Source organism: Marinococcus sp. LNHM3E3-2.2, assembly GCF_056034385.1.
In genome coordinates, this window is sequence record NZ_JBQLIC010000001.1 from 293,253 (window position 1) to 310,048 (window position 16,796).

Genomic DNA, 16,796 nt, shown 5'->3' on the forward strand with positions numbered 1-16,796 from the left:
ATTATGCAAGTTCCTAATCTACAAATTTGAAGCATAAAAACCTCTTACATATTCACGATAGCGCATTTAATGTAACGGTCTTCACTAATGATCAGGAATTACATTTTACAATTTGAAACGACAGGTGGGAGGTGAATTATCATCTGCCTGGATCAGCGTCAGAAGGCGATTTTAAATCATTTGCTATAGGAGGATGCAGTCGTGAAAGTAGATCGTTAACGAAGCTGCTTGGTATCTCACAGCGTATCATTTATTACGAACTTCAACACATTAGGGACTGGCTCAAATGAAAAGAAAATTGTAAAATAGCTTCACTATGGGGAGTGGCTTGGGTTATCAAAGTTAGCTGGAAACTAGTTCTTAAGAGCTTTAAGTAAAACAATTCAGTCGATAGTAGTCTTTACTGAAAATTATAAAAAATTAAACTTAAAATTCTTAAAAATATAATATAATTTCTAAATTTGTAGTAGAATAGACCGTAACAATTCCCATTTAGAGGAAGGCGGTCTTTTTTATGTCTTTACACTCAAATAATTCGATATTAATTGTTTCAACATATTTAGAGTCAGAGGAAGTTTTATCGAGTTTAATAAGAAATCCTCTAACCGAAAATTCAATTGAGATAAAAACAATATCGGATACCGCTTATAATATTGTGCTTGAAACAAGAGATGTTCCTTTCTCTTTACTTAATAAAATAAATAATGTTGCTTTGATTGAGTCCCTTATAATAGATATAAATACTAATAATAGATTTCAATATTTTAAAAATATTAGCATTTCTAATGGGTTTGTCACAGCAATGCATCAAATGGTTAGTGAATTACGACTGGATGGCTGGAACAGTGAGAATTTACCAGGTAAAGCCTTTGCGCCAGTAAACAAGGGCGAAGATATTCGTATTCTTCTCGAAGGTTATGAAAAAAAGTTAGCAGAAAACGATTGGTTTGACGAAGCGAGATTGTATTCAGAAACTATCGAAGCTATAGAAAATAATGCGTTAGGTAATAATAACCATACATACTACATCTCACCAAATAAAGCGTGTAACTATCTAGAAACCTGTTTTATAAAACACCTAAAACTGGGGAGCGTAAAAGAATTACCTCTATACGATGCCGTTGCTGTAGACCGCCCAAAATCATTAAACGAGCATGCGGAATGGGAGAATAATAACGAATGGAAAGACTTTTGGGGAGGTAGCTCTCCCTCTATGAATGTGCAATTGTATCGAAGTGCGACGAAAGAGGTAGAAATAAAGGAAGCCTTTCAGCGAATACATCAAAATGCTGCTACTGCTGAGCAAACGCTATGGCTCTTTCCTGAGAACGAAGCTTATGAAAACCACTTGACTCATTTCTTAGATGCTAAAAACATTGCACATACAAGAGCTAATGGATTTTCGGCAATAAAAAGTACGTCTGGACAGTTGATCCAGGGAGTCAGCCAGTGGATTCACAGTCAATATAGTGCTAGTGAGTTATGTGCTATGTTGCGCGAAGGTATCATCAGTACTGAACAGCCAAACAAAATTGCTGCTGTATTAGAAAAAGCCGATATCCGTTGGGGAAAACCACAGTATGAAAAAAAATTAAACTATTATATAAATAGTTTAGAAGACGAGATAAAAATCAAAGAAGCTAGAGATGCCAAACGTTTTATCCGTTCTTTCTTTAAATTTATACCTGAAGAAGTCATCGAAATAGAGCAACAAGAATTTGCTCAAAGCATTATTCAATTAATCAATAAATTTAGTAAAGCATATAGCGCATTTGATGAAGTTTCTAAACAGAAGATCCTCGAATATCTGCAGCAAACGAGTGGATTTAACGAAGAAGCAGCCACTTCAAAGAAATTATTAAACGAACTCATTGAGTGGCTGTCTCCCTTAAAAGTATTGCCTTCAGGACCTAAAGCCGGCCACCTTCATTTAGCCCCTTTTTCCAAAGGACTGTTCGTGCAAAGAAACAACGTGCATTTCTTTGGTATGGACCAATCATCTGTGCCGGGGCAGGTAAGAGAAGATCCATTACTGTTAGATAAAGAACGGGAATCCCTAGGTGGAAGACTAACTACTTCAAAAGAAAAAATGACTGAAAAAATCTTTTGGCTCACGCAGCTCCTCATACAGCAGGAGGGAAAGCATGTAGGGTTAAGCTATACCACCTTTGATGCCATAGCAAATCGCTCTGTCTTTCCATCTAGCTTTTTTCTCCAAGCTTTCCGAAACATCTATCAATTGAAAAAAGCTTCACTAAAAGATATGGAAGAGCATCTGCCAATTTTGGCAGAAACCACAGGAAATACTGCTGTGGAAGAAAACCTTTGGAGAAGGGCACTCAAAAATCAGAAACATGTTCAAATTGGTGAAGATGCACAGGAGTTTTATCCGTTAGAAGCAGCAAAACAAGAACAGCGGGAGGCCCGCGAGAGAGAAACACTAACAGAGCATGACGGGAACGTACCTCTTCAAGAAGAGGCTTATGATCCAAGGGTAAATGAGGAGATTGCCATGAGTGCCGGGAAACTGGAACTACTGGGCAAGTGTTCTTACGCGTATTTCTTAAACAGTGTGTTAAAGGTGAATAAAAAAGAAGTACGGGATTTTGATCCATCCGTTTGGCTAGATGAAGCGGAACGGGGCACACTCCTGCACGAATTATACGAGACCTTTGTAAATAAATCGTTAGAGAAAAAGTCTAACTTATCCTGGGAAGCATTTTCACAGTTGGCAGAAGAAAAAGTTGAAGAATGGAAAAACGAAAATCAGCCGCCAAGTGAGCATGTTTTTGAACGGACGAAGCAAACTATAATACGGGCGTGTTACATCTTCTATCAAAATGAGCAGGAGAATGTAAGTACTAGAGTGCAGGCAGTGGAATACAGTTTCGGAATAGACGAAGATAAATTTGCGAAGATTCCGCTCTCTGATGGGACAGTTTTTCAATTAAGAGGAAAAATCGATCGAATAGAAAAAGCAACGGAGAAGAGTTTGCGCGTAATAGACTACAAGTCAGGAAAACCAACGCGATATTCTTTGATAAAGCCGTTTAAAGGCGGACGTATGCTACAGCATTATTTGTATGCAAAAGCGTTAGAGAACTTACGGGATTACGACGAAAAAGTTGTGGAGAGTGGCTACTATTTCCCCACTGATCGCGGTTACGGAGAAGCAGCAATACATGAAGTGACCAGCACCTATGAAGAACAAGGCGAAAATGTGCTCAATCATATGCTCAATACTGTGAAACACGGCGATTTTGTTATGACAGATGATCCTAAGGACTGCAAGTTTTGCGATTATGCGACCGTCTGCAAACGCGATCATTATGATGCAAATATTTTAAAGAAAAAAAATCAGGATGATAATGCCGCAGGGGTTCGGGCATACAGGGAGGCGAGAGAGGTTGAGTAATACAATAGCCGATCAAAAAGCACGGGAGCGAATCATCGAAGATCTGGACACGAACATGCTGGTAGAAGCGGGAGCAGGCTCGGGAAAGACCACAAGCATGGTTAGTCGAATGGGGGCTCTGATTATAACGGGAAAAGCAGAAGTAGCACAAATAACTGCCATCACGTTCACCAAAAAAGCAGCTGATGAACTGCGGTTTCGCTTTCGACAAACTTTAGAGGGAAAAGTGAAAGAGGCAGTAACGGATTCGGAACAAATAAATAGATGCCAGCAAGCGTTATTTAAAATCGATGAGTGCTTTATTGGCACGGTTCACGCATTTTGTGCTCGTTTATTGAGAGAACGCCCCATTGAAGCCGGGGTGGAGATCGCTTTCCGGGAAATTGAAGAGGATGAAGATGAAGAGCTTTTGTATGAATCATGGGTGGCCCATATTGAAAAACAGCAAGCAGCTTCTTCAGAGCAATATAAAATTCTGCAGGATATTGGTGTTTCAATGCCCGACCTTTTTCAAAATCTAAAATTATTGAGTCGATATCCCGAAGTCCAGTGGGTTCGAGAACAAACGACTAAACCCAATATAGATGCTGAGCTTTGGCAGCAGGTGGTTAATTTGTGTACAGAAGCGCAAAGCAAAATCACTTTGGATGAAAGAAAGCCAGATGACCTGGAAAAAATAATTGTAGAGTTTTTGCGAGAATGTAAATTCGCAGAGAACGATTCAGATAAAATATCTGCATTAGAATATTTTAAGAAATCAACCAAAGTCACACAAAAAAACTGGATCTCAAACGAGGAAGCTAAAGCGTTCAAATCAAACTTTGATGCCGTCATTGAAAGAGAAATTGAACCGCTGCTTACGCAATGGTACGAGTATAACCATTCACATATCCTAGCTTTTTTGGAAAAGGGATTAAAAGAGTATGAGCAGCTTAAATATGAAAAAGGTTGCTTGAACTATCAAGATCTCTTGTTAAAAGCTAAAGAGCTGCTCCAGTCACATACTCATGTGCGTGAAGACTTGCAGGAAAAGTACCGTTATCTGCTTGTAGACGAATTCCAGGACACCGATCCGATTCAGGCGGAAATCATGTTTTTGCTGACTGCGGAAGACCCAACATGTACAGAGTGGCAAACGTGTGTGCCAAAGGAGGCCTCGCTCTTTATCGTTGGAGACCCAAAGCAATCCATCTATCGTTTTCGTCGTGCAGATATTGATATGTATTTATCTGTTAAACAGCACCTTGAAAACACAGGGGGAGAAATACTGGCTTTAACTACAAATTTTCGAACGATTCCAGCCGTAACAAATCCATTTAACAGCTGGCTAGAATCCCAACTACCAGTGGAAGCTCATAAATATCAAGCCGAATACCAGCCGTTAATTCCAGATAAAAGTGATGCTGATAATAGTTGGGAAGGCTTTTTCATAAATGAGGTGGAAACTGGTGGAAATAGTGAAGTGATTGAAAACAGAGATGCTGAACAAATAGCCGCCCATATACAAAAAATGCTTAGTGAAGGACACGAGCCAAAAGATATGCTGGTGCTGCAGCGAAACAATAAATCATTGACCAAATACGCACGAGTTTTGGAAGAGTATGATATTCCGGTAAACGTTAGCGGAGAAATAGTGTATAAAGACATTCCTGAATTTGACGATCTTGCTTCTATTTTTGAAGCTGTAGCGGACGGAAGTAATGAATTAACTGTAGTGGCTGCGCTGAAAAGCGTGTTTTTTGCAGCTTCGGACGCTGAATTTTATGAATGGAATCATGCTGGAGGAGGTTTTCGAACGTACAGCGAGTCTCCATTCGGTGAGGATACTACGATAAATACTGCTTTAGAGAATCTACGTCATTATCAGCGGTATACTCGAAGTTATTCTGCTGCAGAAACAATGGTAGCGATTATTAAGGATATAGATCTGCTCAGACATCTTGCCTTAAATGGACGGGGAAAAGAATCGCTGCAGGGATATGATCTACTGATAGAAACACTAATGCAGAAATCTTTTTCTACATTGACGGATGGAGCCTTCTGGTACCATGTATGGATAGAAAAAACACAAAAAACGTTAGAGCAAAACATGCATGAAAACGCAGTTCGTGTAATGAATGTGCATAAAGCTAAGGGGCTGGAAGCTCTTATAGTGTTTCTAGCTAACCCTAAAGGTAGATTGAATGCTAAAGACCGAATCGATGTTCATATCGAGAGGGAAAATGAGTTAACTAAGGGTTATATTCTTTTTCAAAAAACTAATGGGTTTCAGAAGCGTCCTGTTGGCCAGCCACCCCAATGGGAAAAAGCAAAAGCAGAGGAAAACGAGTTCCAGGAGGCGGAAGCAGTACGTCTTTTATATGTAGCAGCTACAAGAGCAGAAAATATGGTAATCATTTCATCATCAGGTACGGATAATGCTAATTACTGGCAGCCATTATTAGAGAATATGGAAATAGGAGCGCTTGAAAATCAAGAGGTTGCTGCTAAGGAAATAGATGAACCGCTCATTGTAGATAAAAATCTTGTTGAGGCCAGCAGAAATTATGAAAGTGAACTAAATGAAGCAATTAAGCATTCGATAATAGAAGAGTGGTCTCCTACAGGTGATAAAGATCAGTCAATGCCAGCTATTGCAAGAGAAGAAGGCGGAGGAACAGAGTGGGGCACGTTTATCCACAGTGTCTTAGAAAAGGTAGTTCAGGGGAAAGCTGTAGACCGATTTATTCCGAACCTCGCATACCAGTATGAGTTCGATGAGAAGCAAATTCAAAAAGCGTTCTCGATCGTAGAAAGTTTTAAAGCCTCTGAACTCTATCAGGAAGTCAAAAATGCTCAAGCTGTTTATACGGAATGGCCATTTTATTTCGACTTAAGCCCTGAAGATGAAGGTTATACTGCTTTATTCGGGACAGAGAGAAAAACAAAAAGAGTGAAAGGGTTCATTGACTTGGTGTATTTAACCGAAAAGGGATGGAAAATTGTAGACTATAAAACGGATTTGTATATATACCAAGAAGATAAAGAGAAGCTGGAGTATTTTTATCAAAATCAGATTGAACAGTATAAAATTATTTGGGAGCTTATTAAAAAACAGGAAATACGTTCGACGAATATTTATTTTGCTCGTTAAACGATTCTAAAATTATAAAGGAGTGAGAGTATGACAATATCTTTAGATGCTATTGCTCATTTAGAACATTCACGAGAATATATGAACTTACACCAACAATTTCATCAATTTAATCCGTTGAAAGTTTTGCGAGTAGATCATTATGAAATAAGACATTCTAACGTTTTGGCTTGGTTATTAGATCCAAGTGAAAATCATCAATTAAACAGTTTTTTTATTAGTAAAATACTGACTAGACTTGCGACTAAGACTGAAAACGAAGACAAAATAGAAAAACTACAGTTTTTGCATTACAGTTATACACATTGGCAAGATACTCAAATTGCTCGTGAAAAGAAAACTGATAACCAAAAAGCTATAGACATAATGATCACGGTACCTAGTAAAAAAATGGTTATCATAATTGAAAATAAATTTTATGCTCAAGAATCAGAGGGCAATTGGAAGAGTACTTAAACTATGCTGAGTCTTTATATCCTAACTATAAGGTTATCCCTATTTTCTTAACTTTAGCTGGAGAGCAACCTACTAATGATAAATATTTTGTAGTTGATTATGAAGATATCTATAACATCATTGAGACAAAAATTGATTTACAGAAAGAAGCTATGCTTGCAGAAGTAGTTACTTTTTTAAATTATTATTTGGATATTTTACGCGAAGAGCTAGTCGAGGACGAACAAACTTCTCAATTAGCCCTTCAAATTTACGAGGAGCATAAAGCAGCAATAGATTTGCTTTACTTTTCTTCAAATAATAATATTTCAAAATATCGTAGGTATGAAGAGTTAATGAACAATTTTCAAACTTTAGATCTACCTGTAAGAGAAAGTATTCAAAAAATTTACAACGAAAAGAAAAAAACAATCGACTATATCTTTCAAATAGGTAACAATGTACTTCGAGAAGCATTCATTGCATTCGCTTATGAAAAAAAGATACCTGTCCATTTATATAAAACACATGAAAAAACACCAAATTTTCTACCAGTAGAATGGGAGATTATCAATCAAAAATTAGGGGCCCCAGAATTCAATTATTGGTTAAATTACGGATTTATTATCTGGTTTTCGCGTAAAAGAGATGACTATTTAAAAATAAACATTGAACTGGGCCCTCTACCATATGAAATTCGCGTAAAACTTTTAGACCTTTTGGAGGGATATGGAATTAATTTTCGTCCGCAAGCAAAAGAAGAAGGAAGAAAGTATACAAAAATCTATACTGATAAAATGTTTGTGAAAGAATGGACTTCAAAGGATACCGTCGCTAAGGCGTTAAATTCATTATATGAAAAAGCGTCCGTGCAACAATTAATAGAAAAAGTTTCAAATGCTATTACAGAAATGCCTCAGAATCAAAAATTACAAGAAGATAAAAGCCATCAACATATAACAGGTTAAAATTTTAAACAAAGGTGCTAAGATTTACAAATAAAAGGAGATTGTTTTATGTCTATTCCAGGCTATCAATCGTTTATGTTGCCATTTTTATCTGAACTAAAAGACTATAGAGAACATACATTGCAAGAACTATATCAAACTCTGGCCAAAAAACTCGAATTAACGCAAGAAGATCAACAGGAGCTGCTTCCTAGCGGAAAACAAATCACTTATAAAAATCGAATTGGATGGGCAAGAACTTATTTGATTAAAGCAGGTTTAATAGAAAGTACTGGCAGAGGAAAGTTTCGAATTACTGACCAGGGGCTTTTAGTATTAAAGAAAGCTCCAAATGATATTAATGTTCAATATTTAAAACAATTTTCTTCTTTTCGTTCATTCTATTCGCCTGGGAAAAATGAGTCGGCTAGAGATGCTGAACAAGTTAGAAGTGGTTTTATAGAACAAGACTCACGTACTCCAGACGAATTATTAGAAGCAAACTATTCAGCATTAAGAAAGAATCTTGCAGAAGAAATTTTAGAAACTATTAAAAAATGTAGCCCCAACTTCTTTGAAAGTTTAGTGGTAGATTTATTAGTAGCTATGGGATATGGTGGTTCACGAGCAGACGCCGCTCAAGTAATAGGTAGAAGCGGTGACGAAGGTGTAGACGGCATTATTAAAGAAGATAAGCTTGGACTGGATGTTCTTTATATACAAGCGAAGCGTTGGGGAAACACGGTAGGACGCCCAGATGTTCAAGCTTTTGCGGGAAGCTTAGAAGGAAAAAGAGCGCGAAAAGGAATCTTTATCACTACTTCTAGGTTTGCAGAAAGTGCTAAAGAATACGTGAAAAATATTGAAAAGAAAATAGTACTTATTAATGGAGAAGAATTAGCTGAGCTAATGATTGATTATAACGTCGGAGTCTCTACCAAAAATATTTATACATTGAAAACTATAGATTTTGATTATTTTAATGATGAATAATTATTTTATACTTAAATAAATTTTTAGAGGTGGATAAAATGAGTGAACAAGCAGAAAGATTTATATCAGCTTATAATCGCATTGATCAGAAAATTAATTTTAAAGATAAGGAGGGGCCTAAAGATAGTTTTCATCAAGCCTTATTGAAAGCAAAAGACAAAAATCCTGTAATTCGCAAAAATCTTTCTTTGCTTTTAAAGTATGGAGATTTACGTAATGCAATTGTTCATGAAAAAACTAGAGCAAACTATACGATAGCTGATCCACATATAGAAACAGTAGAAAAAATTGAGAATATTGCAGAACAAATAACAGCACCTAAAAAAGTTATACCAACCTTTAAAAAAAATGTACAAATTTTTCAAACGAATGATACATTAGTAGAGATGCTTAATGCTGTTGATAAAAAAAATTATACTCAATTTCCAGTTTATGATAAAAATAATTTTGAAGGACTTATAACCGAAAATGGTTTAGCAAGATGGCTTGCTAAAATTGCGGATAAAGACATACTATCATTGAAAGAAACGACCTTAAAAGAAGTATTAAGTAATGAAGAAGAAACATATAATTATCAATTTATAAGTAGAAATACTAATGTATATAAGATTGAAGATTTATTTAAAGACACTCTTCACAATAAGAGATTTTTAGATGCCCTTCTTATCACTGAAAATGGTAAAGAAACAGAGAAGCTTCTAGGTATTATTACGACATGGGACGTAATTGAGTATTGAAAAAATGAATGAGAGGTAGATCTCGTTAGTTGTTAAATTGATCTCATATTAAAAGTGTAACGATAATTCAGGAGTATATAATTTATTTACTAGCAGCCTGCTTTAGATTAATTTTAGAGCGAGGCTGTTTTTTATAGAGACAATCACTCTATGTACCCGATGAGAACGAAAACCTCGTTCACGTGTAAATTAAATAGTGCAAGGAGATGTCTGTCATGTTCAAGAAGCTTTTTAGAATAAAGAAGGAAAGTAAAAGCAATTCTCAAAAAGCACATCAAAATTCACTAAAGAAAAACTCAAATTTTGATACTCAAGTCGATAGAAACCTAAAAGGTAAAGAACTTGAAAGCCAAGGTAAAATTGAGAAAGCAAAAGAACTATATATTCAAAATGTTAATGAAGAGTTTGAAGGTAACCATCCTTATGATCGACTTGCGATTATTTATAGAAAAGAAAGAGCGTATGAAAAGGAGATTGAGGTATTGGAAAAAGCAATCAATGTTTTCGAGAAAAAGGTAAATAAACAAAGAGCAGATAGGCAACCAAAGCTGGAACGATTTAAAAAGAGACTTGAGGACGTGAAAAAGAAAATCGCTCAATAAGAATGGAAGCATGCACTGAAGGATATCCTTACAACAATCCTGAAAAGTGGGTTTAAAACGGTAATTGCTTTAGCTATGAAAATATTGAAAGGGAAGCATATAACTTTGTTTCTCTTTTTTTATTTATCTATTATTGAATATTTTACATCTTCATGATCTATTTCAATACATATATTCGATTTTAAATTACTCATTTATAAATAAGAAATTAACGTTTTAAAGAAAAAACAGGAGTACCATTTTGCAAATTACGATTCTACAAATTTGAAACATGGAAAGCCCTTACATAGTTGCGGGGGTTGTATTATAGTAACGGTATTCACTAGTGATGAGCAAATACATTTTGCAATTTGAAACAAAGAGGCGGGAGGTGAATCATCATCGTCCTGGATCAGCGCCGGACGGCGATTCTAAATTATGTGCTGCAGGCGGACTCAGTCGTGGAAATGGATCGGTTAACGAAGCAGTTCGGCATCTCGCAGCGCACCATCTATTACGACCTTCAGCAGATTGACGACTGGCTCGAGGAAAACAGGCTGAGACGCACCCAGCGGATTTACGGAAAGGGCATCTACCTGGACCCGGACACGAAACGAAAACTGCAGGATGTTACTCACATCGACAGCGACTGGGATTACCGGTTCGACCAGTGGGAGCGCATCTATCTGATTGTTCTGCATCTCCTGGTGGCGAAAGCGAACGTTCGGACGAACACGCTGCTTGACTGGATTAACGTAAGCCGCGGCTCGCTGTTCCGGGACATGAAAAAAGCCGCAGAGTGGCTGGAGCCAAAACGCATCCGCATTAAAAACGACAAGCACACCGGCTACTACCTTGACGGGAGCCGGGAGGATAAGAAGCAGCTGTTAAATACGATCATCAAAGATATTTTCTCGGAGCGCTTCTCGGAGCGGATGGAGGAAAAGGCGCAGCAGATGCTGTCGCCGGCGGCGCTGCCCCAGGAGGACCAGTTGTACACGCTGATCGAAAATGAAATCCGGCGCGTCGAGGCGATGCTTGAAGTGCAGTACAGCGATGAAATCATCCGCTCGCTCGTGCTGCAGCTACTCCTGGCCGCCCAGCAGCCTGGAAGCGCCCCGGCCGTCGACATCGACGCGGAGGAAAAGGAAATCATCCGGCAGACGAAGGCGTACCAGGCGGCGAAGGAAATTCAGCACAGCCTGGAGCAGCGAAAGCTGGTCGCTCTCGCGGAAGACGACGTTTATTACTTTGCGATGCATCTGCTCGGCTCCCGGGTTCAGCGGGAAACTGCGAAGCAGTCCAAAACGGAGGAAGAACACCAACTGCGCATGATCATCACAAAGATTGTCAACGACTTTCAGGTGGTCGGCTGCCTCGTGTTCGACGAACGAAGGCAGCTCGAGGACAACCTGCTGGCGCACTTAAAGCCCGCCTACTACCGGATGAAGTACGACATGCCGATTGCAAACGACTACGTGGAGGAAGTAAAGAAAAACTATCCGGAGGTGCTGCACCTGACCCGGCGGTCGATCACCCACCTGGAGTCCTACCTCGGCAAAACCGTTCCGGAAGAGGAGGCCGCCTACATTGCGATGCACTTCGGGGGCTGGCTGCACCGGGACGGGGTGCAAACGAATAAAAAATATACCGCCGTGGTCATCTGCGAAAACGGGATTGCGGCGTCTGCGCTGCTGCGGGCCCAGCTCGAGGCGATGATGCCGGAGCTGATGGTCGAAGACATTCTGTCCCGGCAGGAATACGAGGCGATGGATCGGCAGGTGGATATTGTGTTCAGCACGATTCCCGTACCGGAAACCGATACACCGGTGATCCTGCTGCCGCCGTTTTTAACCAACGAGGAGCGGGACGCCGTGCACGCCAGATTAAAAGAGGTATTTGCCGACAGCAGCCCCGGCGCTTTTGAAGAAGAGGCGCTGCTGAACGCCATTAGCCAGCACGCGACGATCCATGAGCGCGAACAGCTGGCCGACAAGCTCCGGCATTTCCTGAGGGGCGATATTTCAAAGGTAAAGGAGACAACCAAACCTATGCTGGAAGAACTGCTCAACGAAGACACTATCATAATGGAAGATTTCGCGGCGGATTGGCAGGACTCGATCCGCAAGGCTTCCACTCCGCTTACCGACAACGAGAGCGTGAACGCCTCCTATATCGAGGCGATGATTCAAAACATTGAAGAACTCGGCCCCTATATTGTCATCGCGCCGGATATTGCGATTCCGCACGCTCGCCCCGAGTCAGGTGTCAACAGGCTCGGCATGAGTCTTTTGCACCTGCAGCAGCCGGTCCATTTTTCAGAGGAGGAAAAGCACCAGGCGTCGGTCGTGATTGTGCTGGCGGCGATTGATAATGAAACGCACTTAAAAGCGCTGTCGCAGCTGACCGAGCTGTTGTCGGAGCCGGAAGCAAAAGAGAAGCTTATAAATGCATCATCCAAACAGGAAATCATGCAGCTGGTTAAAACGTATTCGACCCAATAATAACGAGGAGTGAGAAAGATGAAAAAGATATTAGTAGTATGCGGCAACGGACTGGGAAGCTCGATGATGGTGGAAATGAACGTGAACAGCATTTTGAAGGAAATGAACGAGGAAGCGGACGTGTCCCATACGGATCTGACGACCGCGAAAACAGAAAGCGCCGACCTGTACATCGGCTCGGCCGACATTCTAGGCAATCTTGACGACGGCACGCGCAACATCGCGCTTTTGAATAACCTTCTCGACAAGAAGGAGCTTCGGGACGCACTGGAAAAAAATCTGTAGAGCACCAGGGATTTATAAGGGGAGGTTGAGTGATGGTAGATTTATTGATGAACGATTTATTGGGAACACCGGAAATTCTGGTCGGACTGTTTGCCTTTATCGGCCTGATGATTCAACGGAAGGCAGCTTCAGACGTCGTATCCGGCACGCTGAAAACAATACTCGGCTTTGTGATTTTAGGGGCGGGGGCAGCGGTGATTACCGGGTCTCTCGACCAGTTCAGCGCTATGTTCAACCAGGCGTTTAACGTCGACGGGGTCATTCCGAACAACGAGGCGATCGTCGCGGTCGCCCAGGATGCCTTCGGGGCGGAAACGGCGATGATTATGCTGTTCGGTATGATCGTGAATATTATCCTGGCGAGAATTACACCGTTTCGCTACATTTTCCTGACCGGGCACCATATTATGTTCATGGCGTGCATGATCGCGGTTATTTTAACGACCGGCGGTATGACAGGTGTTCCGATGGTAGCACTCGGCTCCATTATCCTCGGTTCGCTCATGGTACTGCTTCCAGCGATGCTGCAGCCGTACACACGCGAAATCACCCAGTCGGACGACATTGCGGTCGGCCACTTCGGCTCCTTCGGTTACTTTGTTTCCGGCTTTCTCGCAAAGCGGATCGGCGACAAAAGCAAGAGCACCGAAGACATCAAGGTGCCAAAGTCGCTCGGGTTTCTGCGCGACACTACCGTTTCTGTTTCACTGACGATGGTTATCCTGTTTGTGGTAGTCGCACTGTTCACCGGACCAGCGTTTATTGAATCAGAGGTAAGTGAAGGCCAGAACTTTATCATCTTTGCGCTCATGCAAGGGCTTACCTTCGCAGCCGGCGTTTACATCATTCTCGCCGGGGTACGGATGCTTCTAGGTGAAATCGTACCGGCGTTCAAGGGAATTGCGGACAAAATTGTACCGAACGCCAAACCGGCGCTCGATGCACCGGCCGTGTTCCCGTTCGCGAATAACGCCGTAATCATCGGCTTCTTGTTCAGCTTTATCGCTGGCCTCGGCAGCATGTTTATCCTGCCGCTGCTCGGCCTGGCCGTGATCGTGCCGGGGCTGGTGCCTCACTTCTTCACCGGAGCGGCTGCCGGCGTATTCGGCAACGCCACCGGGGGAAGAGTCGGCGCCATTGTCGGCGCCGTGGCCAACGGTGTGATGATCAGCTTCCTGCCAGCGCTGCTTCTGCCGCTGCTCGGCGATCTCGGGTTCCAGAACACGACGTTCGGCGACGCCGATTTCGGAGTCATCGGCCTTGCGCTCGGTAACTTAATCATGCTCATACAGTCCCAGTGGTTGTACTCGCTGATTATCCTGGCGGTACTCGCAGGCATCTTCCTGCTCAGCTGGAACCGGAACAAGGGTAAGAAAAACGAAGAAGAGAAAGCGGCTTAATTAAAGCAATATAATATGTGGCCCCGGCGTATGAAGGCGTCGGGGCTTTTGTTTATGAAGTTAATAAGATGCTGCGTTTAACGCCTTTAAAACATCACGGCCGAGCTGTGGTGTTTTTTTCTTTTTACCGGAAGGGCTGTACAGCTCGACACCCAGGTCGAACTCTTGATTTATCTGACGCAGGAGGGGCTTGGCTATCTCCTTTTCTCCCAGGTCAGCGTTGTATACGATAACCATGCCGCTGGCGTATCGTTGAATTTGGTATCTAGTGCCTGCTAATGTAACCGTCACCTCCTGTTGCATGCTTCCAGAATCGGCAGGAGCACTGGAGCGTTTGGTAATGGACTGTTGACTGTCCATAATATGACGAATGAACGCTTTCAAAGTATGACGGACGTATTCGGAGATAGGATCAATCTCGCCCTTGGCTTCTTTTTCCAGCATTAATCGAATGAGAGAAACAATCGAGAAGCCGTCGTTTCCGGTCCAGGTACACCAGGCTTTACGGTGCGGGGCGATATCTTCCTCTCGTAAAGCCTCATATGCTTCCTGAAGTGGCCCCTGGGAAGCTTCCGGGGTTAAGTAGATCATTGTCACCGCTGTTTCATGTTGATCTTCAAGATCCTCGCGAACGGCGAAATACTCGCGCCGGAACTGGTCCTTCGTTGCCGCCTGCGGGCGGATTTTATTTTCGATCAATACGCGGTGTGTTTCTGCTGCTTCCGCTTGTGAACCTGAAGAAGGAATGGAGGAATAAAATCGCAGATCCAGATCGATAAACAACTTTCGTTCGTCCAGCTGATAGGGGCTTTCAAAAATAACTTCTGTTCCAGACAGAGAATGCTGGTCCAGTATATTCTTAAACCGCCCGTTTAAAGCCTCTGTCTCGTTTAAAGCTTCGAGGAAGCTTCGCAAAAACACATCACCCAGACCATGAGGCTCTTTGGGGGACAGCAGGTAGCCAAGCATTGCGCTCATATTTTCTTCATTTAATTTTCCGTTGCCCATACTAAGTGCTTGAAAGATATTCATAGTGAAACTCCTTTCTCTAAGGTATTAAGTAGGAGTTTTTTATGCATATTTACGAGAAAAATACTCCCTTCCAAGTAAAACAAATGATGTATTGCATCGATTTACTTAAAAGGAAGTATATTAGCCTGCGAGTGGTTTTAGGCGATAGATATTCTGTTCATTTACGATCGCTTCCGAATCATCGGCACCCATTTCATATGCGTCCCAATCCGCCACACCCATTCCAGTGGGCCGTAGTAAAAATACTTCAGCCACAGCGGGCTAGCTAGCAGCTGTGCGGCAAACACTAGCATGCCGATGGCAAATGCGAACACGTAGCCCGGCGGGTCCCAGATACCCACGCCGTTAAAAAACGTGCGGCCGCTCTCGCGGAACAGGCTCACGAAAATGAGCGACTGCAGAAGGTAATGGGTGAAGGTCAGTTTCCCAACGGCGGTAAATGGTATGAGAAACATGGAAATGCTTTTTTGGCTGGTACCGGCGAGAAGCAGTCCGAGGCCGATCCCCAGGCTCACCAGAAACGCGTACACATCGTCGAGATGAGCGACAAGCGGGCTGCCTACTCCGGCGTACAGAACGGCTTTTCCAAGAAGTCCGGCAAGAAGAAAGAGGAGGGCGAGCCGCCATTTACGGTCGCGGTTCTCCCGGGCTTTTAAAAAGACCCCGCTCCGGTAGGCGTACATCCCAAAAAAGAAATAGCCGAGGTGATCGATCATCGTCGACCATTCAATCAATAAGTATTCCACGCCGGTCGGATAAGCTTGATCCGGGGGCAGGGCGTCCTTCATCCACTGCTCCGGATTCATCTGCACGGATGTGTAGCCGTCCAGCAGGTCGAACCCGGTGGAATAGCCGAGCCAGAATAAAAAGGCGAGTCCGAGCAGCCACCGGGTGGGGAGCCGCAGGCAGGTGAGCAGCAGGATTCCCGCGGAGGCGTACATAAGCAAGATGTCCCCTGCCCAGATAAAGAACCCGTGCAGGCCGCCCACAAAAAACAGAATGACGAGCCGCCGGATAAGGGTCGGATAGGGGTTTGTCCCTTTCGTATTCATCCGGTCGAAAATGAGCACGAGGCTGATGCCAAACATCATCGCAAACAATGGCCGGGCGCTGTCCTCAAACACGACGGCGACGGATGTTTTAATGAAGGTACCAAGCCAGGTCGGATTGGCCGGATTCACTAACGCGAGCCCGAAAATATTAACGATAAAAATCGCAAAAAGAGCCACGCCCCGTATCTGGTCGAGTATATTGATGCGCTGTCCTGGAATGTTTTCCTGGGGGGATGTCATGTAAAAACCTACTTTCTACAAAGGGAACTTCTTCTCGGATGT

Annotated in this window: 12 protein-coding genes; 10 read left to right on the forward strand and 2 right to left on the reverse strand. The window is 42.3% G+C overall.

The genetic code is table 11. From position 1 onward, the window contains the following. Positions 1-514 precede the first annotated feature (514 nt). From ACTRXF_RS01495 to ACTRXF_RS01540, 10 genes are all read left to right on the forward strand, one after another. Positions 515-3,415, forward strand: coding sequence for a PD-(D/E)XK nuclease family protein (locus ACTRXF_RS01495; RefSeq protein ID WP_474260605.1), 2,901 nt, complete (start codon positions 515-517; stop codon positions 3,413-3,415). Continuing rightward, positions 3,408-6,548, forward strand: a complete 3,141-nt coding sequence (locus ACTRXF_RS01500; RefSeq protein ID WP_474260606.1) for a UvrD-helicase domain-containing protein — start codon at positions 3,408-3,410, stop codon at positions 6,546-6,548. Before ACTRXF_RS01495 ends, ACTRXF_RS01500 begins: the two co-directional genes overlap by 8 nt. A 30-nt stretch (positions 6,549-6,578) precedes the next feature. Further along, entirely contained in the window at positions 6,579-7,004 is a 426-nt protein-coding gene (locus ACTRXF_RS01505) for a PD-(D/E)XK nuclease family protein (RefSeq protein ID WP_474260607.1), read from the forward strand. Then, positions 6,989-7,951, forward strand: a complete 963-nt coding sequence (locus ACTRXF_RS01510) for a hypothetical protein (protein ID WP_474260608.1) — start codon at positions 6,989-6,991, stop codon at positions 7,949-7,951. The genes ACTRXF_RS01505 and ACTRXF_RS01510 overlap by 16 nt, the downstream gene beginning before the upstream one ends. 48 nt (positions 7,952-7,999) lie before the next feature. Continuing rightward, positions 8,000-8,923: a restriction endonuclease gene (locus tag ACTRXF_RS01515; protein ID WP_474260609.1), complete on the forward strand. Its 924-nt coding sequence runs from the start codon at positions 8,000-8,002 to the stop codon at positions 8,921-8,923. Between the two features lie 38 nt (positions 8,924-8,961). Next, complete coding sequence (locus ACTRXF_RS01520; RefSeq protein WP_474260610.1) at positions 8,962-9,660, forward strand: CBS domain-containing protein; 699 nt, start codon at positions 8,962-8,964, stop codon at positions 9,658-9,660. 215 nt (positions 9,661-9,875) lie between these two features. Beyond that, complete coding sequence (locus ACTRXF_RS01525) at positions 9,876-10,262, forward strand: hypothetical protein (RefSeq protein WP_474260611.1); 387 nt, start codon at positions 9,876-9,878, stop codon at positions 10,260-10,262. 446 nt (positions 10,263-10,708) lie between these two features. Further along, positions 10,709-12,745 (forward strand): BglG family transcription antiterminator, encoded by a 2,037-nt coding sequence (locus ACTRXF_RS01530; protein WP_474260831.1) that lies wholly within the window; start codon positions 10,709-10,711, stop codon positions 12,743-12,745. A gap of 18 nt (positions 12,746-12,763) precedes the next feature. After that, positions 12,764-13,030 carry a PTS sugar transporter subunit IIB gene (locus ACTRXF_RS01535; protein ID WP_322524744.1) on the forward strand — a complete coding sequence of 89 codons (267 nt, stop codon included), beginning with the start codon at positions 12,764-12,766 and terminating at the stop codon, positions 13,028-13,030. Between the two features lie 32 nt (positions 13,031-13,062). Then, the gene (locus ACTRXF_RS01540) at positions 13,063-14,430 is read left to right on the forward strand and encodes a PTS ascorbate transporter subunit IIC (protein WP_474260612.1); all 1,368 of its coding nucleotides are present in this window, start codon (positions 13,063-13,065) and stop codon (positions 14,428-14,430) included. Positions 14,431-14,490: 60 nt separating this feature from the next. Here ACTRXF_RS01540 and ACTRXF_RS01545 read toward each other — a convergent pair whose 3' ends face one another. Next, positions 14,491-15,462, reverse strand: coding sequence for a PD-(D/E)XK nuclease family protein (locus ACTRXF_RS01545; RefSeq protein ID WP_474260613.1), 972 nt, complete (start codon positions 15,460-15,462; stop codon positions 14,491-14,493). A 161-nt stretch (positions 15,463-15,623) separates the two neighbouring features. Continuing rightward, complete coding sequence (locus ACTRXF_RS01550; RefSeq protein WP_474260614.1) at positions 15,624-16,754, reverse strand: DUF418 domain-containing protein; 1,131 nt, start codon at positions 16,752-16,754, stop codon at positions 15,624-15,626. Between the last annotated feature and the right edge of the window lie 42 nt (positions 16,755-16,796).